This window comes from Myxococcus sp. MH1, assembly GCF_059738865.1.
Genome location: NZ_AP026947.1, coordinates 6750142 through 6773127, shown reverse-complemented (window position 1 = coordinate 6773127; position 22986 = coordinate 6750142). Strand labels below are relative to the sequence as shown.

At 69.7% G+C, this 22986-nt stretch carries 13 protein-coding genes; 5 read left to right on the top strand and 8 right to left on the bottom strand.

Annotated elements, in window-relative coordinates; genetic code table 11:
* Positions 1-6: 6 nt before the first annotated feature.
* Complete coding sequence (locus tag AC6JA9_RS26270; protein ID WP_141330216.1) at positions 7-1020, top strand: phosphotransferase enzyme family protein; 1014 nt, start codon at positions 7-9, stop codon at positions 1018-1020.
* Between the two features lie 51 nt (positions 1021-1071).
* On the opposite strand, the gene asnB is transcribed toward AC6JA9_RS26270, so the two are convergent.
* Genes asnB through AC6JA9_RS26255 form a run of 3 tightly spaced genes read right to left on the bottom strand, consistent with a single transcriptional unit; the run spans position 1072 to position 6631 of the window.
* Positions 1072-2829 (bottom strand): asparagine synthase (glutamine-hydrolyzing), encoded by a 1758-nt coding sequence (asnB, locus tag AC6JA9_RS26265; RefSeq protein WP_497958015.1) that lies wholly within the window; start codon positions 2827-2829, stop codon positions 1072-1074.
* 16 nt (positions 2830-2845) lie between these two features.
* Positions 2846-4828, bottom strand: coding sequence for a glycosyltransferase (locus AC6JA9_RS26260; RefSeq protein ID WP_497958014.1), 1983 nt, complete (start codon positions 4826-4828; stop codon positions 2846-2848).
* Between the two features lie 30 nt (positions 4829-4858).
* Entirely contained in the window at positions 4859-6631 is a 1773-nt protein-coding gene (locus AC6JA9_RS26255; RefSeq protein ID WP_497958013.1) for an MbnB/TglH/ChrH family RiPP precursor modification enzyme, read from the bottom strand.
* 527 nt (positions 6632-7158) lie between these two features.
* Between AC6JA9_RS26255 and AC6JA9_RS26250 the strand changes: the two genes are divergently transcribed.
* A complete protein-coding gene (locus AC6JA9_RS26250; protein WP_223747494.1) occupies positions 7159-7992 on the top strand; it encodes a hypothetical protein in 834 nt (277 codons plus the stop codon).
* A gap of 63 nt (positions 7993-8055) precedes the next feature.
* On the opposite strand, the gene AC6JA9_RS26245 is transcribed toward AC6JA9_RS26250, so the two are convergent.
* From AC6JA9_RS26245 to AC6JA9_RS26235, 3 genes are all read right to left on the bottom strand, one after another.
* On the bottom strand, positions 8056-10050 hold the full coding sequence (locus AC6JA9_RS26245) for a S8 family serine peptidase (RefSeq protein ID WP_497958012.1): 1995 nt from the start codon (positions 10048-10050) through the stop codon (positions 8056-8058).
* Positions 10051-10193: 143 nt separating this feature from the next.
* On the bottom strand, positions 10194-11663 hold the full coding sequence (hflX, locus tag AC6JA9_RS26240) for a GTPase HflX (RefSeq protein WP_267700501.1): 1470 nt from the start codon (positions 11661-11663) through the stop codon (positions 10194-10196).
* Positions 11664-11721: 58 nt separating this feature from the next.
* Entirely contained in the window at positions 11722-12102 is a 381-nt protein-coding gene (locus tag AC6JA9_RS26235; RefSeq protein ID WP_267700502.1) for a hypothetical protein, read from the bottom strand.
* Positions 12103-12673: 571 nt separating this feature from the next.
* Here AC6JA9_RS26235 and AC6JA9_RS26230 point away from each other — a divergent pair.
* The 3 genes from AC6JA9_RS26230 (at position 12674) to AC6JA9_RS26220 (ending at position 18718) form a co-directional block, all read left to right on the top strand.
* Positions 12674-13480, top strand: coding sequence for a hypothetical protein (locus AC6JA9_RS26230; RefSeq protein WP_267700503.1), 807 nt, complete (start codon positions 12674-12676; stop codon positions 13478-13480).
* A complete protein-coding gene (locus tag AC6JA9_RS26225) occupies positions 13477-15960 on the top strand; it encodes a Kelch repeat-containing protein (protein WP_483578176.1) in 2484 nt (827 codons plus the stop codon). The genes AC6JA9_RS26230 and AC6JA9_RS26225 overlap by 4 nt, the downstream gene beginning before the upstream one ends.
* Before the next feature lie 154 nt (positions 15961-16114).
* On the top strand, positions 16115-18718 hold the full coding sequence (locus AC6JA9_RS26220; protein WP_483578175.1) for a type VI secretion system Vgr family protein: 2604 nt from the start codon (positions 16115-16117) through the stop codon (positions 18716-18718).
* 9 nt (positions 18719-18727) lie between these two features.
* On the opposite strand, the gene AC6JA9_RS26215 is transcribed toward AC6JA9_RS26220, so the two are convergent.
* Both AC6JA9_RS26215 and AC6JA9_RS26210 read right to left on the bottom strand, forming a co-directional pair.
* The gene (locus AC6JA9_RS26215) at positions 18728-19540 is read right to left on the bottom strand and encodes a HEAT repeat domain-containing protein (protein WP_267700507.1); all 813 of its coding nucleotides are present in this window, start codon (positions 19538-19540) and stop codon (positions 18728-18730) included.
* A gap of 35 nt (positions 19541-19575) precedes the next feature.
* Positions 19576-22977 carry an RHS repeat-associated core domain-containing protein gene (locus AC6JA9_RS26210; protein ID WP_497958011.1) on the bottom strand — a complete coding sequence of 1134 codons (3402 nt, stop codon included), beginning with the start codon at positions 22975-22977 and terminating at the stop codon, positions 19576-19578.
* Positions 22978-22986 lie beyond the last annotated feature (9 nt).

The window sequence follows — 22986 nt, the reverse complement described above, 5'->3', positions numbered from 1 at the left end:
GGTTCGATGCATCCAGAGCTCGTCCGCCGCTTCCATGAACCGATTCGCGATGAGGCCGCGCGCCGGTACGGCCTTTCGCCCGAGCAGCTCACCGAGCTCACGGCCTTCGAGAACTTCGTCTACGAGGCGGAGAACGAAGACGGCGAGGGCTTGATCCTGCGCATCTCGCACAGCACGCGGCGAACCCTCGACTACACGCTGGGGGAGGTCGAGTTCGTTCGCTACCTGGCCGCCGCGCGCATCCCCATCGCCTCGCCGGTCCTCTCCGAGTCGGGGCAGTTCGTGGAGCGCATCGAGGACCGCGAGCCCGGCAGCTACTTCGTCGCCACCGCGTTCGAGCGCGCGCCGGGCATCGTCTTCGACGACGCGCCTCCGCTGAAGGAGCGCTACTGGAAGCCCCCCCTGTTCCGCGACCTGGGCCGGCTGTTCGCGCGGCTCCACAACCGCGCCCAGACCTACGCGCCCTCGAACCCCCGGCTCAAGCGCCAGGAGTGGCATGAGTACGACGTGGTCGACATCGACCGGTTCGCGCCCCCCGAGGAGAAGCTCGTCCGCGAGCGCACCGCGGCGATCATCGCGCGACTGAACCAGCTGCCGCGAACTCCGGAGAGCTACGGGCTGATCCACGCCGATCTCCACATGCACAACTTCTGCTTCGCCGAAGGGAAGATCACCGCGTTCGACTTCGACAACTGCGAGTATGCGTGGTTCGTCAAGGACATCGCGGTCCTGCTCTTCTACATCGCGCGAGGCGAGGAGCGGGATGCGCGGGACGCGGCGGTCACCGCGTTCCTGGGGCCTTTCCTCGAAGGGTATCGGGAGCACCGCCGGATGGACGCCGAGTGGCTCGCGGCCGTGCCGGACCTGCTCGCGCTCCAGCGCTCGATGAACTACGCGCTGTTCCACCAGTATCGCGACCCGGCCGTGCTCGACGAGAGCACGCTCGACCGGTGGGGGCGGTTCAAGCGCGACATCGAAGCGGACACCCCCGTCCTGCAGATTGACTTCACGCGCTTCTAGCGTGAGGGAGGGGGCCCCTGTCGAGAGCGTGCCGCGCGAGGCGCGCGCGCTTCAGCCGGCGGCCCGCGCGAGCGCCGCGAGGAGCTCTTCGCGGTACGCGCCATAGAGGTCCTCCGTGCGGAAGCCCTCGGGCAGCCTGCCTCCTCGTCCGACGAAGAGGAGGATGAACAGGTCGAGCCGCAGCAGGTCGATGGGACGGGCGCAGTAATGGCTGAAGGGATGTCCCTCGTGGTGCTCCGCCGGAACGAGCGTCTCCGCGAGCCGCCTGAGCTGCTCGGAGGCACCCGCCACCGCGGAGGGCGCCGCGAGCTTCGGACGCTGGATGATGTGCTCGGCGATGGACGCGGGCAGCACGCGTCGGGCGACCTCGCGCAGCAGCACCTTCCGGGTCTCTCCTCGCAGGCGCCAGGACCACGGCAGCGCGAGGGCCAGGTCGCGAACCCGGGTGTCCAGGAACGGCACCCGCACCTCCAGGCCATGCGCCATGGAGCCGTGGTCCCAGACCCGCAGGTGGGAGTAGCGCAGCGGGCTGTCGAGGAAGAAGCGGTGGACGGCCTCGCGCAACACCTGCGGCTCCCGCGTCGACAGGGTGGAGAGCACCGCCTTGGTCTCGCGGCACTCCTCCGGCGCCACCCGGCGGGTGCGGATGAGCCGGTTGTAGTTCTCCATCGAGGAGCGGACCCACGGCTCGGGGGAGGCATGGACGGCGTAGCCGGCGAACAGCTCGTCCGCGCCGTCGCCACAGAGCACCGTCTTGACGTGGCCTCGGATGTGCGGCGCCGCGCTCTCCACGAGGGAGGCCTCCATGGGCGCCTCCAAGGTGACGATGGTCTCGGGCAGCGCCCGCACCAGCCGCTCGGAAGAGAAGAGGTACTCGTGGTGCTCGGTGCCGAGCAGCGCCGCGAGCTCCCGGCTCGCCCGCACGTCGGGGTGGTCCACGGACTCCGCGGCGGTGAAGGTGTGGACCGGGGAAGCCCCCTGCGCGGTGAGCAGCGCGGTGAGCAGGGAGCTGTCGAGCCCGCCGGAGAGGAAGACCCCCACCGCGTGGTCCGCGACCCGCTGCCCCTCCACGGAGGCACGCAGTCGGGAGAGCAGCGCCTCCACGAGCGCCTCGGGCTCCGTGGGCAGCTCCACGGGCCGCGTCCCTCCGTGCCGGCCCTGCTCGAGCTGCAACACCCCCTCCGGACCGCGGCGCACCGTGAGGGTGCCCCCGGCGGGCAGCTCGCGGACCGCGTGGAAGAAGGTCTTGTCCCCGAGCACGTTGTGGAGCGTGGACCACTCGAAGAGCGAGGCGCGGTCCAGCTGGCGAGGCACCGCGGGCTCCTCCAGCAGGGCCTTCAACTCCGAGGCGAAGACGAGCCGCCGTCCTCCATCCACCAGGGCGTAGAGGAGCGGCTTGATGCCGAACGCGTCCCGGGCCAGCCAGAGCTGCTCGCCATCCGTCGCCGCGAAGGCATACATGCCCTCCAGCTCCTCGACGCAGCGCAGCCCCTCGTGCTCGAAGGCGCGCAGCACCACCTCCGTGTCGCTGCGTCCCTCGAACCGGACGCCTCGCGCCTCCAGCCGGGAGCGCAGCGCCTGATGGTTGTAGAGCTCGCCGTTGTAGACGAGCACGGGCTGGCCCGTCCGCCCTCGCATGGGCTGGGAGCCCGTCTCGAAGTCGAGCAGGCTCAGCCGCGTGCTGGTCAGGCCCGCGTGGCCCAGCACGGCCGTGCCCGAGCCATCCGGCCCCCGGTGGACGAGGCGTTGCCTCATCCGCGAGAGCACGCGCTCGTCCACCCCTCCGAACATCCCCGCGATGCCGCACATGCCAGGTCGCTCGGGCTCAGGCGTGACTGAACGCCACGTTGATGGAGTTGTCCGGCGCCGAGAGGACGATGAGGCCCTTCTGATGGAAGAGCTGCAAGGCCTCGAGCAGGGGGCGCTCCAGCTCCTCCGCGGGGCGCCCTGTCCGCGCGGCTTCCGCGTCGAGGAGCGCCTGCGCCGTCTTCGTCCCGTCGCACCGCTCGAGCAGGCCCGCGGTCCAGGTGTTCACCCGGAAGTGGTGGCCGTTCATGTTGGGCTGCTTGTGGAAGACGACGATGCACGCGCCGGGGCCGGAGCCCTCCCTGCCGGGAGGGAGCCCGGGCGGCAGCACCTCGAACCGCTCGATGCGCAGCAGGTTGGAGCGCGTGGGCACCAGGCGGAGCATCGCCTGGATGGGCGCGTTCCGATTGTCGGCGCCCCACCGGTCCACGCGGTCGTAGAGGGGCAGGCGCTCCTCCTCGGCGCGGGTCGTCCCCAGCCAGACGAGGCGCTCGCAGTAGCGGGCGACGTCCCGCAGCCGCGCGTCCCCTTGTGTCTGGTGGTTCAGGACCCACTCGCAGAAGGCCGCGGCGTCCGCGAAGCAGCCGGCCCCGGGGCTCGGGTGCGCCGACACGAAGGACTCCACCGCGGCGCCGGCGCGCGCCCCGAGCGCCTCGAAGAGGGCGGGGACGAGGGTGCGCAGCGCCTCCTCCCGCGTCTCGGGCAGTCCCCGGTCCGTGAGGGGCAGGGTGGAGGGACGACCGCCACGCCGCTCGAGGACGTCCTGGAAGATGGGCTCGTAGCCCCGGCCCGCCGGCTGCTCCTCACGACCGTCGACGAGCAGCTCCGCGCCCTTCTGGCCGATGCTTGCCGCCAGCGCCGCGTCGTCGATGACCAGGCGCAGGGCATTGGCCAGGTCCGCGTGCACCTTGGGGTCGGGGACGACCAGCGCGTTCTCCCCCGCGATGATGCGCTCGCGGAAGCGCTGCTTGCTGGCGATCTCCCCCGACAGGATGAGGCAGGTCCCGGAGGCGAGCACCTCGCGCGGGACGGTGGGCGCGTGGAAGGTGATGGGGAAGTCGCGCTCCAGGAAGCAGACCGCGCGGCAGGCGCGGATGAAGCGGCCGACCTTCCAGTGCGGCACGAAGGGCAGCACCCAGGTGCTGGCGGCCAGCCCCAGCTCCTCGAGGACCCGGAAGTAGGTGTCCATGTTGCGGCTGCGCGCCAGCGCGACGAGCTGGAAGCGGCGCCCCTCGGCCTTGAGCCGCGCGAGCGCGCGCAGCAGATCATACGAGCCCTTGGCGATGCCGAGCTTGCCGTACACGCCGATGATGGGGACGGCGGGGTCGATGGGGCGCGCGTTGGAGACCAGGTGCGGATGCTCGCGCTGCATGCGCGCCGCATGCAGGGGGATGTCCAGCGGGACCACCTGGGGGCTGAAGCACGAGCGTGGCAGATGGGAGGGAGGGCCGCGGTAGAGCGCCTCGGGGCGAACACCCATGCCCAGATAGGGATAGGGGCTGCCCGAGCAGATGCCGTCGGCGCGGCGAAGGACCTCGCGGTAGGTGGTGGCCAGGCCCAGGTGGTTCATGAGCCGGCCGACGTCGCTGCCCGCGTTGCGCACCAGATAGGGCACGCCCGTCCAGGACGCCGCCAGGTGCGCCGCCACGCCGTAGGGCTCCAGGTAGTAGCTGTAGATGAGGTCGCAGCCATATCGACGGACCACCTCCGCCGCGCTGCCGGCCAGCTTGCCCGTGAAGGGATTCGACTGGGGGATGTGCGTGAGCGTCGGGGAGAGCGGCTCGGTGCCGTGGAGATGCACGCGGCCCTGCCCGAAGGCGGGCGCCAGCCACTCCCGGTCATCCTCGTCGAAGATGATGCGGTGCTCCGGCTCCACCTCGTCCGCGTTGGTGACGACGTGGACCTCGTGGCCCGCCTCGGCCAGTCCTCGTGCCATCCAATAGGACTGGGCGCTCACCCCGCCTTGGATCGGCGGGTACTTCATGACGGCACAGATGCGCAAGTGATGCTCCTGGTGGCGGGCGCCCGCCCTTCACTGCTTCAAGCCCAAGTCCAGCATGACGGCGCCCAGGCGATGGAGGTCCCGGATGAGCTTGAGCCCCCCCGCCTCGGTCCGGTCCTTGTCCCCTGGCGAGCCCCGCGACGCGAGCCGCGCGAGCAGCTCCTCGGTGGTGCACTGGCCATCGCACAGCGACAGCACGGTGGCCGTGCGCTCGTTGATGCCCAGGGGCTGCACGTTGCGCCAGCCTGGCGCCTTGAGGAAGAGGATGAGGGTGGGCGTGGTGGCGACGTCCTCCAGCGAGGCCCCGCTCGTCACCCGGCGGATGGCTTCGATGACGTCACACCCGAAGCGCTCCACCCGCGTGTGGGCACCCAGGTGGGGGCGCGCCGTGAGCAGCTCGCCGTCGGTGGGCTCCGGGCGCGCGTCGCGAGCGGCGTGGGCGGCCAGCGCGCTCTCCACCGGGGGCCGCGTGGAGTAGAGGCTCAGCTGGGCGCGCTCGAAGCGGGCGATGTCTCGCAGGTGCGGAAGCTGGAGCTCGCCGTCGGTGAACAGCTGCTCCACCAGGTCCAACAGCCAGAAGCCGTCGCGCACGGAGCGATTGGGATACTCCCGTGACTCGCGCGGCAGGTACGTGGCGACGAAGCGGGTGGTGAGGCCGTGCAGCAGCCGCTCCTTCTGGAGCAGCTTGAGCGTCGCTGGCGCGATCTTGGCCAGCAGGGCGAAGCGCTTGGCGGCGACCTCGCGCCCGAACAGGTCGATGTGCGCCGGGCCCGCCTGGAGCAGGGCCTCGGTGGCGGGCGCGCTCAGCTCCAGCGCGGCGCACGTCGCGGCCGGCGCCTCCAGGAAGCGCTGGCGCAGGCCCGGGTCCACGATGATGCGGGCCAGCGCGGCCTGGAAGCGCGGCTCATCCACGGGCAGGGGCGTGGGGGAGGCGTCCAGGTCCAGCGGGCGGGCGGCGGGGAGCGGGGGCTCCACGGTGCCCCGGCGTCCGAGGATGTCCCGGGCGTGCTCGATGTCCTGGAGCATCTCCTGGAACTCCTCGGGGAAGTTCTGGTCCCGTTCAATCAGCACGGCGCGCACCGGGCTGCGAGCCACGACGTACTCCAGCAGGCGCCACACCTCCGGATGCGCGTCGACGGACTGGCTGTGGCTGTCCACCCAGCGTCCGCCGTGCTTCTCGCCCCCCGCCAGGTGGATCTGGATGACGCGCTCCAGGGGGAGCGCCTCCAGGAAGGCGTACGGGTCGTACCGGTGGTTCTGGGAGTTGATGAAGACGTTGGTGAGGTCCAGCAGCAGGCCGCAGTCCGCCTCGGTGACGACCCGCGACACGAAGGCCTGCTCGGTCATCGGGCTGGGGAAGGCGAAGCTGTAGGAGACGTTCTCGAGCAGGAACGGCACGCCCAGCATCCGCTGGATGTCGCGGGCCTTCCGGGCTGCTCGACGCGCGGCGGCCTCCGTGAACGGCAGCGGGGTGAGCTGGCCGATCTCGAACCCCCCGGCCTTCGTCATGCACAGATGGTCGCTGTAGAAGGGCGCGCGCAGCGTGCGCACCAGCTCCGCGACCTCGTCACAGTAGGCGGGGTCCAGAGGCCCCTCGGTCCCGACGGACAGCTCGAGACCATGGGGCACGAGCGCCTGACGGCCCTTCATGGCCCGGGCGCGCTCGATGCTCTCGGGCACGGAGCGCAGGTAGCGGTCGGCGATCAGCTCGAACCAGTCGATCCGATCCAGATGCCTCGACTGCTCCTTCTGCAGCTCCGGCCGGAAGCCGATGCCGACGCCGAGGAATGGCAGTTCACGCAAAGAGACCACGGGGCGTCGGCGTCCGGGCGTTGAATCAGGCGGAGGGGTCGGACGTGCCCGTGCAGCCACACAGACAGCCGCTGCCACAGAAGCAGCTGAAACAGACCGCCTCGCTGTTGGAGTAGGTATAGCCAGGGCCGCAGTCGAGCATTTCCAGCTTGAACTCTTCGGTCTCGACGTTCTGCGGAGACCGAGCCGACTGAGACTTGGGGAGTGAGCTGAGATTGTTCATGGTGAAGAGGAATCTCGCCCGCAGTGCGACTCTCTGTCAAGAAGGATTCACTGGGGGAGGGGTCGTTCCTGAACCAGGCTCGCTCGTGGGCGGCAATCCCTGCCGTCCCCCGGCCGGCCTTGCCGCCCCCATCGCACGCATTCACGGCAACGCTTGCTGGAGAATGCAGGTGCTCCGAGGGCGCGCCCGCTGGCACCCCCGTTGCTCAGGGGCCAACCCGCTCTGTCCCGCTGCGCCGCATCCCGTGGCGTCACGCGAGGAGCGTTCCGATGTCTCTCTGGAAAGGGTTGGGACGATGAACCGGATGACTGTGATGAAGCGCTGGTGTCTGGCCATGCCTCTGGCGGCCTTCGCGGTGGGTTGTGGCGTGGAGCAGGAGGCTCCAGGCACCGAGGGCGCTCCCGCGCCCGTGGCGGAGGAGACGGGCGAGACCACGCAGGCCGTCGGCGTCGAGAACGCCTACTGGTGGGGGACCACGGCCAACGGCTACACGTCCACCAACATCGGGACGACGACGGGCCGCACGTGCTTCCTCTCGGGGGTGCAAGGCAACCTGAAGCCCGCGGTGGCGGGCCGCTGGGCCACCGGTGGCGTGCTCCAGTCCGCGGGCGACTACATCCTCTTCGTGAGCCACAACAACAGCAAGGCGTTGGGAGTGGGCGTGCAGTGCATCTACACGTCGGCCGGACGGACGACGGAGATGTCCTGGGCCCAGGGCCAGGCGGCCCGGCTGCTCGGCGCCGTGACGGCGCAGCGGCGCTGCTTCCTCACGCAGGTGACGGCGTCCGGCGGCTTCGCGTCGAACTCCGACTACGTGCGCGTGTGGAACGACGGCCTCAACTGGTACCTGGGTGGCAACCTGTCGGGCGCCGGCGGCGGCCGGGCCGTCTGCGTGAACGTGCCCGAGGACCATGGCGGCTGGCTGTGGATCGCCGGGGACCCGGGCGGCTTCACGGAGACGCTGGCGTACAACCCGGGCGGCGTCGCGTGCGCGCTCTCCGGCGTGGGCGGGAAGTTCGATGACAACAGCTTCACCGATGGCGTGAGCGTCGACTACAACGCGGGCACGCGCTACTGGGAGATGTCCGTCATGAACGGCAAGCGCGGCTGGGGCAACTGCGTGAAGTAACGCGCGGCCAGGGATGCCGGGCCTCCGCCCTGGGAAGCCCGGCGTCCTGTGTGCGTGCTCGCCTCAGAGGCTCTGGAAGCCGTGGATCGTGGCGCCCAGGGAGCTGCCCTCGGCGTTGGTACACTCGACGTGCCAGCGAATCAGGTCGAAGGGCCCGGGCGCCGGCAGCGTGGCCGGGTTGCCCAGCAGGAGCGTCCCGAAGTCGAGCGACGGGGGATAGGTGCCGCTGTTCCACAACTCATGAGTGTCCCAACCGAAGTTCCTGAGCCCCGTGGTCGTCACCACGCACGCGTCGGCGCCCACGCTCTCGTAGCGTTGGGACACCATCGTGTCGGGGGCCCAGGAGAACCGGTTCGTGTCGATGCGGACGCTCGCCCCGGAGAACTCCTGCGGGACATTGCCCGTGCTCGTGCTCTTGATGACCCAGACCACCTTGGTGATGCCCCGAACGATGGTCGCCGTGATCTGGCTGGTGGCCAGGCGCGTGTTGGCGGCGTTCGCGCACTCCAGCACCCACCGGTACTGGCCCGGTGTCTGCGGCGCCGTGGGCACCGTGCCGTTGGGCGTGAGGTTCACGGCCTGGGATTGGAGGACGTTGTTCCGATAGGACTTGATGGAGCACCGCGCCGCGCCGCTCGAGCCGTAGCGCAGGATGAACGGGTCGCTGTTGTACTGCTGGAAGTGGCCGGCGAGGCCGTTGTTGCCGAGCGCCACCGTGGGCTGGGCGATGACGGACTGAAGCTGCAGGTTGGGCACCGTCGCGGTGGAGCCGGAGTTCGTCACGTGGCGCGCCCGGACCGCCTGTTCGATCTGCGCGGGGGTCGTCAGTGCTTGCGATTCCGCGAGGAACGAGGCGAGGCCCGCGACGTGCGGCGCCGCCATCGACGTGCCGGACAGGTCGGCGTAGCCCCCGGGCCACGTCGAGCGGATGACGTTGCCGGGAGCCCACGTCTCCACGCACCGGCCGTAGTTCGAGCCCGCGCCATCGCCCGCGAGCGGCTGGTTGCGGATGGCGTTCACGCCCGCCAGCTGCTGGACAGGCTGGGCGTTGCTGTCGATGGCGCCGACGACCATGATTCCGTCGCTGGGGCTGGGCGTGTTGAACGAGGAGTTGCACGCGTCCCGGTGGTCGTTCCCGGCGGACTGGGCGATGAACGCGCCGGGATATCCCACGGACGGGTTCGGGGTCGCGAGGACCCGCATCTTGTCGCCGAGCGTCCTGCCCTCCTTGAAGTCGGGGCCGTTCATCGAGATGTTGATGATGCCGACGGTGCCGGAGGCGAGGATGCGCGAATAGATGAGGTCCAGCCCCAGCCCGATTCCCACATAGGTCCCCCCGGACGAGCAGGTCGTGACGCCCGGCTCATTCTGTCCGACGGCCACCGAGACGATGCGCGCTCCCTTGTTGACGCCCACCACTCCGCCCTGGGGCGTGGGCCTGGCGCCGATGATTCCCGCCACATGCGTCGCGTGCGGATAGCAGCCCGTGGGGGAGTTGCCGGGCATGGCCACGAGCCGCTCGAGGAACGGGAGGTTCGTGTGAGGCGCCACGCCGGTGTCGAGCACATAGACGGTGCGCGAGCCATTGCTCGTCTGTGAACCGCCGACGGCCTGGATGCCCCAGGGCGTGACGGTCGTCGTCCCGGAGTTGCTCCACACGGCGCTGAAGTCCACGGGCGCGTCCTCGGTGAGCCGCTTGACGCGAGGGTCCTTGCTCAGCCGCTCCACCTGCTCCTCGGTGAGATAGGCCGAGAAGCTCTTCCCGACGTGACTGACGAGGTGCGTGGGCGTGACGGCGTGCGCCAGACGCAAGTCATTGACCAGGTGCCGGGTCGGCAGGTCGTGGTGGCTGTCGAAGCCGTCGGCCGGGGGCGCTGCCTTCGCCAGGAACGCGTGCGTCGCGGACTCCTCCAGGTCGACGAGGTAGAGGGTTCGGCCACGCTCGTCGCGAAGCTGCCCCGCGCGGCCCTGCTCCGCGCGGAAGACGGGCGCCTGCGCGAGCGAGGTGGTGCTCCACAACCCCGCGACCAATGCGACGACACTTCTCCAGTGAGACATCGGGAACCCCTTTTCAAGGTGGACCCGGATTCCTAACAAGAGGAATGCACGGACAACCATCCGCCAGATGAACGCACGGTCCGTCTGTTGAATCGTTGCCCTGTTTTCTCAATGGCCGAGTGTCACGACTTCCTGGATGGGAATCAGCCTGGCTCCGTCTGTTCCGCGGGAAAGGCGCGCGTGAGCCTTGCAATCGCGGCGGGCAGGCCGCGCACGCGCAGCTTCCGGCCGTGCTCGTCGTACTCCTCGGCCAGCACGGTGGTGTGCTCATACACCTCGCCGAGGCGTCCCTGGCTCGAGTACGGGATGTTCAACTGGGCCTCCACCATGGACGCCTCGAAGAAGCGGAGGATGTCCAGGCGCAGGCTGGCGACGTCCTCGGGGCGGTGGGCGGACAGCAGCACCGCGTCCGGGTGCTCGGCGCGCAGGGCGTCGCGAGCGGCCTCCTCCAGCCGGTCGCACTTGTTGAGCAACAGCTTGCTCGGCACCACGTCGGCGCCAATCTCACGCAGCACGGTCCGGGTGACCTCCAGCTGTGAGGGCCACGTCGGGTCGGAGGCGTCCACCACGTACAGAAGCAGCGACGCCTCCAGCGCCTCGTCCAGGGTGGAGCGGAACGAGGCGACCAGGTCATGCGGCAGCTTCTGGATGAAGCCCACGGTGTCGGAGACGAGCACGCGGGGGCGTGTCTCCGGATGCAGCGCGCGCACGGTGGTGTCCAGCGTGGCGAAGAGCTGGTCGGCGACCAGGACCTCGCTCCCGGTGAGCGCGCGCATCAGGGAGGACTTGCCCGCGTTGGTGTAGCCGACCAGGGCCACGCGGAGCTGCTCGCGGCGGGCGTACCGGCGCTGGTCCTGCTCCTTCTCGATGGCGGCGAGGCCCGCGCGCAGCTCCGCGAGCCGGTCTCGAATCTTCCGCCGGTCCAGCTCCACCGCGGAGTCTCCCGAGCCGCGTCCCTGCTGTCGCTCGCTCCCGCCCGAGGACTCCCGGAGCCGGGGCGCCAGGTAGCTGAGCCGGGCGATCTCCACCTGCATGCGGGCCTCGTGGCTGCGCGCGTGCCGGTGGAAGATGTCGACGATGACGCCGGTGCGGTCCATCACCGGGACGCCCGTGGCCTTCTCCAGGTTGCGAAGCTGGCTGGGCGACAGCTCGTGGTCCACCACCACCATCGTGGGCCTCGGCCCGCTCGTGTCCAGCCCGGCCTCGGTCGTCTCCTCATCCTCCGCGTCGAAGTCCTCGTCGTCCTCCACGGGGGCGCCCGCTTCCTCGGTGGCCTCGCCCGTCGGCACGGGGGCGGCGTCCTCGGCGCCTTCCTCCTCGGCGGCCTCCCACTTCGCGCGGGCCTTGCTGGTCCTGTCACGCGCGCCCGACGACACGACGCCCGGGCCCCCGGTGAGCGCGGCCAGGTCCTTGAGCTTCCCCTTGCCGAGCACCGTCCCGGTGGCGAGCGCGCCCCGGCGCTGGCTCACCGTCGCCACGGCGTCGTAGCCCAGGGTGTGCACCAGTCGCGTCAGCTCCGCGAGGTCGGCGGCATGCTCCGTGTCCGACACGCTGGGGAACTGGACGCCCACGAGAACGACAGGAGGGCGGGGAGGGGGCGGCGTCTTCGACATGGGGCCCCTCGTAGCACGGTGGGCCCGGGGTGGGGTGGTGCTGATGCTGCTGGTTCTCCTACCAAAGCAACTCGACCTTGGCTTTCCGCAGTTTCATGAATCGTGAGAGTTCTGTCGGTGAAGCGAACTGCAGCTTGTTGCAAGAGACCTCCGCGCCGCTTTCAAGAATCTCATTCCAGTCGGCTTTGCCGGTTGGCGAGGGCAGCACGTCAACAACGGCTCGAACGCCGCGAAACTCGATATCGGCGTCTGTCTTGCTTCGTCGGACGTGAAGCCGACCAATACTGGCTGCCTTGCGTTTGGCCGCGGCCGCGTTCACCGCCTTGATGAGAACGATGTTCTCCCAGACATCCAAGGCGGCACGACGGGCACGCGCCTTCGGCACGATCACCAAGACGATGTGGGCCGAAAACCACTTCTCGCGCGCACGCTTAGCCACGGTGGCCTCGACAGGACTCCTTGCATGCCCCGGCCAGTACCGCCATGACTCCCATCAACAGGGCAACCCGGTTCGTCACAGCGTCTCCAAGGCAAGACTTCGTGAGGCTTTGTCCAGTAGGTTGCATATCGCCTCCTTTGCATGCGGGTCAATCAATCCTTGTATTGGCTCGTCACGCATGTTTGCCATCGCGATACGCATGCGTCGGGTGAACGCGCCTCCGCCGAGAGGGGACACCCGCTCCTCCGAGGTGCCCGTCACGCATTCTCGGCGCTTCGAGTCCTCTTGGCAGCTTCGCCCGCCCTTCCTCCAGCACCCACTCGCGGGCCACCTTCGACTCGTCGACAGCCGCCATGGCGTGGACGTCCGCGCGGAGGCGCACGACGCAGCGGAGGACCGGGACCAAGGTTCGAAGGAGGCATTCTGTCTGGGGCCGAGCTTTCTCCAGACACGGAAGACCGGAGTCGGAGTTTCTGTCGGAATCACGACAGTCCCGCGGGCCCCTGTCGCCAGCGTGCCGGTGTCTGTCTTCAGCTGGGGCTTCACGACGGATTGAATGCCCGTGGAGCCCATGAAGACCTCTGTGCGGACGCGTCCCCTTCACGTGGTGGTGATGTGCCTGACGTTGGGGGGCGCGCTCGCGCCCGTCCCGGGGCGGGCGCAGGAGCAGAGCGCGGTGCGGCCCTATGTGCTGGCCGCGACCCGCCTCTACAACGACCTCGAGTACGAGCAGGCGCTGGAGCAGATCTCCCGGGCCAAGCGGCTGTCGAAGAGCCAGTCGGACGACGCGCTGTTGTCACTCTACGAAGGCGTCATCCTGGCGGACCTCGGGCAGCCGGACTCGTCCGACGCGGCATTCAAGGCGGCCCTGTTCCTCCAGCCGGACGCGAAGCTCCCCCTCTCCGTCTCGCCCAAGGTCTCCGAGCGCTTCGAGTCGCTGCGAGGACGGGTGAAGCGTGAGCTGGAAGCGGCGGCGCCGCCACGCGAGCCGGAGGGCACGCGACTGGCGACAGCGGAGGTGTCGGATGCGGTGGGGTCCGGGCAGGGCGCCGCCATCCCGCGGCGGGTGTGGTTGTCGGGCGCGGTGGGCGGAGGGCTGCTGGTCGGCTCGGGCGTGACGTGGATGTTGGCCCGAGGGCAGCATTCCAAGCTGACGCAGGCGTCCGGTGCGCCCGCGACGATGTCCGAGATGAAGGACACGGCCTCGCGGGGAAGGACCTACCAGACGGTGAGCGCGGTGCTCGCGGGCGCGGGCGTGGTGGGGCTGGGTGTGGCCGCGGGCCTGTATCTCTGGGGAGGCGCGTCGCGGCCCCGGGAGCCAGGGCTGGTGTTGGGGACGGATGGCACGTCGGCCTTCGTCTCCGGGAGGTGGCCGTGAAGACGCACGCCTGGTTCGTCGCGCTGTTGTCGGGCGCCCTGATGCTCCTCGCGGGCTGCGTCGACTTCGACGCGGGCGAGAAGACCTGGTGCCAGCGTCACCCGGAGGTCTGCACGCCCTCCTTCGAGCAGGTGCCCCCCTCGGTGCTCTACGTGGAGAAGAAGGGGGTGTTGCGGCTCCAGGCGGGCGCGAAGGACCCGGCGGGTGAGCCGCTGCGGTTCACCTGGTCCTCGAACGTGGGGAGCCTGGGCCAGGCGCGCGACACGGCCACGACGACGGAGGTGGAATGGACCGCGCCGGAGTGCATCCCTCCACCGGCGGCGACCTTCACGCTCACCGCGAGCAGCAAGCTGGGGGCATCCACGCAGGTGACGTTCTCCGCCATCGGCATCCCGGAGTGCCCGACCATGAGCGGCACGGGCAGGCTCACGGTGGCGCGCTCGGGCCACACGGCGACGCTCTTGTACACCGGCGTGGTGCTGGTGACGGGAGGCGAGTCCTCGGGGGGCCCACTGGATGTCGCGGAGGGCTATTCCGCCAGGGCGCAGACCTGGGCCGCGGCGGGGAGGATGTCCACGCCGCGAGTCGACCACGTGGCGGTGCGGCTGGTGACGGGCACGGTGCTGGTGACGGGCGGGCGCAACGCGAGTGGCGTGCTGAAGAGCGCGGAGCTGGTGAGCGAGGACTTCACCTGGACCGCCGCGGCGAGTCCCTCGACGGCGCGCCATGGCCACGCCGCGGCCCTGCTGGAGAGCGGCAAGGTGCTGGTGACGGGTGGCTTCGATGGCAACTCGGTGGTCACCACCTCGGAGCTGTACTTCCCGGGGCATGAAGGCGACCCGGTGCCCAAGTGGAGCACCACCGCCAGCGCGCCCGTGGCCCGAAACCACCCCGTGGCCACCGTGGTGGATGCGGGGAAGAAGGTGCTGGTGACCGGCGGCACGACGGAGGGCGGCGGGTATCCGACCAGCGCGGATGTCTACGATTCGGCGACGGAGACGTGGACGCAGGTCGACGCGGTGGGGGAGGGGCGGATCGACCACACGGCGACGTCGCTCTCCCCCGGGCGGGTGTTGGTGACGGGCGGGAGGCATGCGGGAGGGGCCCTGGGCTCGACGGTGCTGGTCGATGTGGCGCAGCGGGCGGCGACGCCGGGGCCGGCACTCTCGACACCCCGCTACGGCCACACGGCGACGTTGCTGCGCTCCGGCCAGGTGCTGGTGGCGGGTGGGCTCGGTGCGCGCGGTGAGGCGCTCGCGTCGACGGAGCTCTTCGACCCGGAGACCGGGACGTGGTCCCAAACGGTGCCGCTGGCGGCGGCCCGACATGGCCACGAGGCCATCCTGCTGGATGCGGGGAAGGTGCTGCTGGTGGGGGGGCAGGGGGCGGGAGGCGAGCTCGCATCGGCCGAGGTGTATGACCCGGGGACGAAGACGTGGACGAACGCGGACCGTCTGCTCGTGCAGCGCGGGAACCATACGGCCACGCTCCTGCCGAGCGGCCAGGTCCTGGTCGTGGGGGGCAGCAACCGGTTGGTCTCCTCGGGCGCCTATCTCTCCGCGGTCGAGCGGTATGACTCCGTGGCGGGGACCTGGCGCGCGTTGGCCCCGCTTCGCGTGGCGCGTGATGGCCACACCGCGACCCTGCTGGCCTCGGGCGGCGTCCTGGTCGTGGGCGGCTACAACGGAGGAGAGCACGTGGCGGAAGTGGAGCGCTTCGACCCTGTCCGGGAGGAGTGGCTGACCGGAGGCCGCCTCGAGAAGGGACGGGACCTGCACTCAGCGACGCGTCTGGCCTCCGGCAAGGTCCTGGTCGCCGGTGGGCATGATGACAATGGAACACTCGCCACGGCGGAGCTGTATGACCCCGTCCTGGGGACGTGGTCACGCACGGGGCCGATGGCGACGGCGCGTGCCGCGCACACGGCGACCCTGCTCCCCTCGGGGAAGGTGTTGGTGGCGGGCGGCTTCGCGCATGCGTCGGGCATCTCGGCCCCGCTCCAGAGCGCGGAACTCTACGACCCGGCGACGGAGCAGTGGACCTCCGCGGGAGCCCTGGTGTCTGGGCGCGGCGCGCACACGGCGACGCTGCTGCAGAACGGAGACGTGCTGGTGGCGGGAGGCTATGCGGAGCAGATGGGGAAGGGCTCGCTGGCGACGGCGGAGCGCTATGACCCGGCCAAGGGGACGTGGACACAGACGCCACCCTTCGCGGAGAAGCGCGGGGCCCACACCGCCACCCTGCTGCCCTCCGGAAAGGTGCTCATCGCGGGAGGCTACGGGGGGTACCAGGACCTCTACTTCCTCTCGCCGTGCGAGCTGTATGACCCCGCCACCGGACAGTGGTCGTCCACCAGCGGCGTGTTGACGCCTCGCTCGAATGCCACGGCCACGCTGCTGCCCCTGGGCAAGGTGCTGGTGGTGGGCGGCTATGGCTACAACGACGAGGTCCACGGAGAGGCGGAGCTGTTCATGCCGTGACGATGCCCTTCGCGGGGTTGTCTTCGCCAGCCGCGGTGCAATCCCTTGCGGGTCAGCTGGGGCGCGCAAATGCTTGCGCCACCTTTTTCGCCAGCGCCCGCTGCGATATGACAAGCGTCGCAGAAGGCTCTCGAAATCCACGGGGGGATGCCGCGTGTCGGATTCATCAGACGACGTGCTGCGCCATGTTGGAAAAGCGGCGCAGGGAGTCCAGGACGCGGAGACGGCCGCCCGTCAGGCTCGAGCCGGTGTGCTGCCCGCCCAGGCGGTGCAGCCACTGGAGAGTGCCTTGCGGCAGGTGCCAGGGGTTCAGCAGGCGACACAGCAGGCCCAGCGCATCCAGCAGGTCGCGGCCGTGGCGCAGGGGGCCCTGGGCGCCGTGGGCGGGGTGGAGGCCCTGTCTGGGCTGGTCCAGGCACTCGGTGGCCAGGCGCCCCTGGACAAGGTGCGCTTCTCCTTCCAATCCAGCGCCGCGCCCGGCGCTGGCTGGCGCGTGGTGTCCTTGCATGCGCGGGAAGGGCTCAGCGAGCTCTACACCTGCGTGGTGGACCTGGCCAACGAGCACCTGGACGCGGATGTGGATGGGCTGCTCGGCTCGTCGGCGGAGGTGCTCATCGCCCACGAGGCGGGCGCGCGCCGCCTGTGCGGCATCGTCCACCGGGTGGAGCACCTGGGCACCCAGGCGGGGCACCTGCTCTCGCGCGCGCACGTGGTGCCGGCGCTCTGGTCGCTGTCGCTGCGCAAGGACCAGCGCATCTTCCAGGAGAAGACCGTCCCGGAGGTGCTCGAGGAGGTGCTCACCCAGGCGCTGCAGCCCTTCGAGCGACCCTTCCGGCTGGAGCTCAACCGCGAGTACCTGCCGCGCGAGTACTGCGTGCAGTACCGGGAGTCGGACCTGGACTTCGTCCAGCGCCTCATGGAGGAGGAGGGCATCGTCTTCTACTTCGACCATTCGGGGGAGAAGGAGGAGCTGGTCCTCATCGAGGAGAACGAGCAGTCGCCCGCGTGTCAGGCGGTGATGGGGACGCCCATCACGGTGAAGGGACCGGAGGCGGCGACCGCCTCGGATGAGTGTCTTCGCCACTTCGACTATTCGCAGCAGCTGCGCACCACCAGCACGGTGGTGCGGGACTTCAACTGGACGCACCCCGACTACGACTTGACGCGTGAGTCCCGGAGCAAGGACGAGCTGGGCCGGGAGCGCGAGTCCTACGAGTACCCCGCCCCGCTGCTGGGCCCGTATGACGCGAACGAGAAGAAGTACAAGTACGAGCCGGCCCAGAAGCAGGAGCTGCTGCGCCGTCAGGCCTTCCTGGCCGACGGCAAGCGGGGCCTGGGCGAGGGCTACGTGACAGGCTTCACGCCGGGCTACATGTTCGAGCTGACGGGACATGGGCACGCCGCGCTGGACCAGTGGTACCTGCTCACCCGGGTGGAGCACCACGGCGACGCGTCCGAGGAGCTGACCCAGGACTCGCTGTCGTTGCGCCCGCCGGGCGAGCAGCGTGAGCGCTATCGCAACACGTTCGAGTGCATCCCGCTGGATGTGCCCTTCAAGCCCGCGCGTCGGCGTCCTCGCGCGAGGATGGCGGGCTTGCAGACGGCGACGGTGGTGGGGCCGGCCAGTGAGGAGATCCACACCGACGAGCACGGCCGCATCAAGGTGCAGTTTCATTGGGATCGGCAGGGCAAGCGGGACGAGAAGAGCTCCTGCTTCCTGCGCGTGGCGCAGGCGTGGGCGGGCCTGGGGTGGGGCTTCGTGTTCCTGCCGCGCATCGGCATGGAGGTGCTGGTGGACTTCCTGGAGGGGGACCCGGACCGGCCGCTGGTGGTGGGCTGCGTCTACAACGGGAAGAACACGCCCCCGTACGCGCTGCCCGAGCACAAGACGCGCAGCACCATCCGCACGTCGAGCTCCAAGGACAGCGACGGGTTCAACGAGCTGCGCTTCGAGGACGCCAAGGACGCCGAGGAGATCTTCCTGCACGCGCAGAAGGACTTCAACGAGGTGGTGTTGCACAACCACACCACGTCGGTGAAGGCGAACCAGACGAACGCGGTGGACGGCTCCCAGACGGAGACGGTGGGGGGCGACCAGTCGATGTCGGTGACGGGCAAGCGCACCAAGTCCGTGGACAAGGACGAGACGACCACCGTCAAGGGCAAGCGCACGGAGACGGTCGACAAGGACGAGGACATCACCATCAAGGCCACCCGCACGGAGAGGGTCACCGGGAAGGAGACCCTCACGCTCAGCGCGGGCCGGGAGGCCACCGTCAACACCCTGGAGAAGCTCACCGTCACGGGGAACCGGCAGGAGGCGATTGGCGGGAAGGACACGCTGGAGGTGACGGGTGACAAGTCCGTGCACGTCACCAAGAACTACGTGATGACCGGCGACGTGCAGCTCCAGGCCGTCCAGGGCGAGTGCAGCATCACCCTGAAGGAGAGCATCAGCGTGGAGGGGACCAGCAAGAAGGTGGCCCTCCACAACAGCTCCGGACAGATGGTCTTCGACGGCGGCAAGGTCGAGGTGACGTGCACGGGCCAGGAGCTGAAGCTCGTGTGTGGCAACGCGAGCATCCTGCTCAAGAGCGATGGAACCGTGTCCATCAACGGCTCCAAGGAGGTGGGGCTGGGCGCTCAGTCGAGCACGGTGAAGCTGGAGGCCGCGGGGGCCACCATCTCCGGGCCCAAGGTGACCTCCTCGGCCATCGGCGTGCACGAAATCACGGGCGCGCTCATCAAGATCAACTGAACCAGGGACTCACGCGCCCTTCGCGCTGAGCGCCTGGAGGTTGTTCTCGAGCGCCTCTCGGGTGATGGCGTTGGTCTCCACTGCCAGCGCCGCGCGCAGTGGCTCGATGACCGAGGGGTCCCCGAGCACGCGCAGCGAGTGGGAGGCGCGCATCCGGACGTCTGGCGACGTGTCCTTCAAGGCGGCGACGAGCGGGTCTCGAAGTATCTTCTTCGCGGCCGCGGGGACCCGGCCCTCGCCGCCGAGCATGGCGGGGCCCACCACGGCCACTGCGCGGACGGCCTCCACCTTGTCCTTGAACCGGGGAACGACGCTCTGGCTTGCCTCGTAGCCAGCCAGGGCCCATGCCGCGATGACCGCGCGAAGGCGCGTGAGCTGCCGCTTGCTCTCCAGCAAGGGAAGGACGTCCGGGTAGGCACGAAAGTCGGCCAGGTATCGCCCCGCGATGCCGGAGAGCGCGACGATGGCCTTCTCCACGACCAGGGGGTCCTCGTCACGCAGGGCCACGGTGAGCGCCTCGGTGGTCCTGGGGTCCTTCAGCCACGCGGCCCGCTCGCGGGACTCCTCCGCGAGCGCCGCCTTCGCGATGGTGTCGGCGGCCTCGCGGCGGGTCGCGACGTCCTTGGCCCTCAAGTCCTTCACGGTGCCGGACAGCTGCTTCTTCAAGAGGCCCTCGACCGGGAAGAGCTCCTCGAACGCGGCCTGCGCCCGCGCGTCCAGGGTGGGCCCATAGGCGGCCTTCAACAGCAGGTCGCGCGCGGCCTCGGTCTCGTCGTTCTCCAACAGCTTCCTGGCTCGAGTGATGGTCTGGGAGTCGGTCATGGCGGAGGGGAGTGCGTCGGGTGCCCAGGCGCACCCTACCTGGGAAGGGTGATGATGTTGTTCCCGAGCTGTTGAAGGGTGGCGCTGGCTGACATGAGGGGGCGGGTCGTGTCTCCGTTGTTCCGGTAGCTGTGCCAGTAACCGCCGTCCAACCGGGTCCGGTTCAGGAGCAGCGGAGGGGCCGGTGGGGGCACGGCGAGGTGGAAGAGTGCCGAGCCTTCGATGTTGCGAGCCGCGCGCCGGTCCGAGAGCCCCGTCGCGACGACACGCATGTGGTCGAAGCTGCCAGGAGAGTGCCCGCTGCGGTGTTGGCTGAGGCGCTCGTGGGGATGTTGGTTGGTGATCCCCACGTAGACGACCTGCGGGGGCTCACCCCGGGTGAGCACGTACACACTCCACCCAGAGGTCCTGCTGCCGCACCTCAACCCGAAGGGGTCATCCCAGCCGATGGGGTTCGGCGCATAGAGGAAGAGGTTCGGTCCCCCCGCGAAGCCGGTGGGGTCGGCGGAGATGAACTGCCCGGCGGCCGGGTCGTAGTACCGGGAACGGTTGTAATGGAGACCGGTCTCTTCATCCCAGAACTGACCGGGAAGCCTCAGGGACGGCGCCCGCGCGCTGCCCTCCTGGTGGACCAGGTTCCCCCACGCATCGTACTCCCCGCGCCAGACGCACTGCCCGGCTTCGTCGAGCAGCTCACGGGGGACTCCCAACTGCGACACGATGGCATGGCGCAGCTCCCCGTCTTCCCAGAGCGCGTGAAGCCAGAAGTTGTCGATGGCGTAGTCCGTGACGCCCCGAGGCCCCTGTTCGCTGAGCAGGTCGTTGCCCGCCCAGTAATAGGACGTCCTGCGTCCCTCGTGCTCCTTGAAGACGCGCCGCCCCGTTCCGTCATAGCCATACGTCGTCTTGCTTCCGTCAGGATGTTGGACCTCCCGGAGCTGGTCCAGGGCATCCCAATGGAACCGGGTCTGCTGGTCGCCCTCGCTGGCGCGCAGCCGTTGCCCGTTGGGGCCGTGGGTGAAGCGGGTCGCTCCATGACCGACGAGCACCCCGCCGGGGGCGTAGCTCAGTGACTGGTGGCCCTTGCGCGTCAGGTTCCCCAGCTCATCGTAGGCGTAGCGTCCGGCGATGCTGGAGGGCCCGTGAGCCGCCAGCAGTCTTCGGCCCGGGTCGTACTCGAAGCCTCGGGACCCCCACTTCGGGTCCTGGACCCCGAGCAGCTCCCCGTTGCGCGCGTAGACGTAGCTGCGCTCGACGAGCGGCTCCTGGTTCGGGGCGTGGACGCTTTGCCCTACGAGGTTGCCTCGCGCATCACACCGCACGTCCTCCCGGGCCGGCCCCAGCTCGCGGCTCGTGAGGTAGTCCCGCGCGTCGTAACGGAAGGACTGGAACGTCCCGTGCGCCGTTCCCATCGAGCGCAGTCGCCCGCGGAGGTCGTAGTCCAACACGAGCGGCTCCGCGCGAGCCCCCTCGAACTCCCGCCGCGCGACGCCGCCGCTCGGGTGGTACGTGTACTGGACGCGCAGCCCGTTCTGGACCTCCGCAGTCACCCGTCCGAGCAGGTCGCGCTCGAACCGGACGGTGGCATCCGGCGTCCAGCTCTCGACGAGCTGCCCGTGGGCCGCGAACTTCTGTCGCAGCAGGTCCTGGGTGCCCGAGGTGAGCTGGAGCAGGTTGCCGGAGATGTCATAGGTCGACTCGACCACCGTGCCGCCGGGCTTGTGGTGCCGCAGCACGTTGCCGCCGAGGTCGTATTCGAAGCGCTCGGTGGCCCCATCGAAGCGCTGCTGCGCGACCAGGTTCCCCACGCTGTCGTATTCGAAGGTGGCCAGCTCTCCGGCGGGGTTGCGCACCCGCGTCAGTCGCCCCTCGGTGTCCCAGGTGTATTCGGAGACGAGGCCATTGGGGTCGATGGCGCGGACGCACTGCCCGAAGGCGGAGTGCTCGAGCCGATGCACGTACTCCGCGCCATCGACCCGCCGGGTCAGCAGGCCCTCGGCGTCGTAGGTCATCCGCTCCGTGGCGCCGTCGGGTTGTTCGACCTGGACCAGCCGTCCCAGGACGTCGTAGCGCAGGCGCAGGAGCGCGCCGCTGGCGTCCTCGATTTCGGTGGGGTTGAGCCGGGCATCCAGTCGGCGTCGCTCGATGAGCCCGTAGCCGTCGGACAGCCGCGTCTCGGTCCATGACGGGTCCCGCGAGACGAGGATGCGATTGCCGCCGGGCGTATGAATCGCGACGACGTCGTTGTTCGCGTCGCGCACATAGAGGCGCTCGCCTCCGAGCGGCTCCAGCACGTGGACGAGCGCCCCTCGCTCGTAGCGCATGCGCCAGACGGCGCCGCCGGACTCGGTGATGGACACCGCCTGGTGGTGCTCGTCGTACTCGAAGCGGGTGGTGGTGCCGTCGGGCCAGAGCTTCGTCGCGACGTCTCCGCGGTCGTCGTAGACGTAGGTCGTGACGTCCTTGGCCGGGCCCACCTCGACGACGGGGCGGCCGTGTTCGTCGTACTCCGTCGCGCGGATGCCTCCGTTGGGGAGGATCTCCCGCTCGACCTGTCCCCGGGCGTTGTATTGGTACGCGGTGACGTGGCCGAGGCTGTCGGTGACCTGTGTCAGCCGCGCCACGGCGTCGTACTGGAAGCGGCGCAGGTTGTAGCCACCTTCGCCCGCAGCCTCGATGCAGCGCCCCTGGGCGTCGTACTTCATGAAGTAGGCGCCGCCGGCGCGGTTGCGCTCCTCCGTCAGCCGGTCCTCGGCGTCATAGCCGTAGGTCATCGGCACGTCCGCGGCGTCGTGGACGGCCACCAGCCTGTCCCTGGCGTCGTAGACGTAGCGGGCGACGGTGACGGGCGGCGGCGCGTCCGCTCCCGGCATGGCGAGCTGGAGCATGGCCAGCCGGCCGCTCGCGTCGTATTTCAGGTGCACCGCGCGGCGCTCCGCGGACTGCGTCACGGAGGTCAACCGCTTGGCGCGGTCATACTTCAGCAACAACCCGTGGCCGGAGGGAATCTCCAGCGCGCGCAGCAGCATCGGGTCGCCGTCGTCCGCGGAGAAGACGTAGCGCTGCACGTCCGTCTCCAGGTCGTGCCAATGATAGACGACGAGCCGGTCGCCCTCGCGGCGCAGCTCCATCGAGTCGCCGAGGTTGAACAGGGACGCCCCGGTGTCGAGGCGCCCCGACGGGTCGTCGAAGAACACCTCGAGTCCGCCATGGCCGACGAAGCGGAATCCCTCCAGGTCCCGGCTCAGGCGAGCGTCCAGGTTGTGGAGCCAGCCCCGGCCCAGGATGGACGCGGGCTGGTCCAGGAGGTCCGTGCTGTACGTGCGGCGGAAGATGAGGGGCACGGTGCCCCAGATCTCCACGTCGTGCGCCGCGGTGAACTGCACGCCAGAGGCGACGTCCACCGGGTGTCCCACGGCGCGCCGTCCGGTCTGCATGGCGCCGCC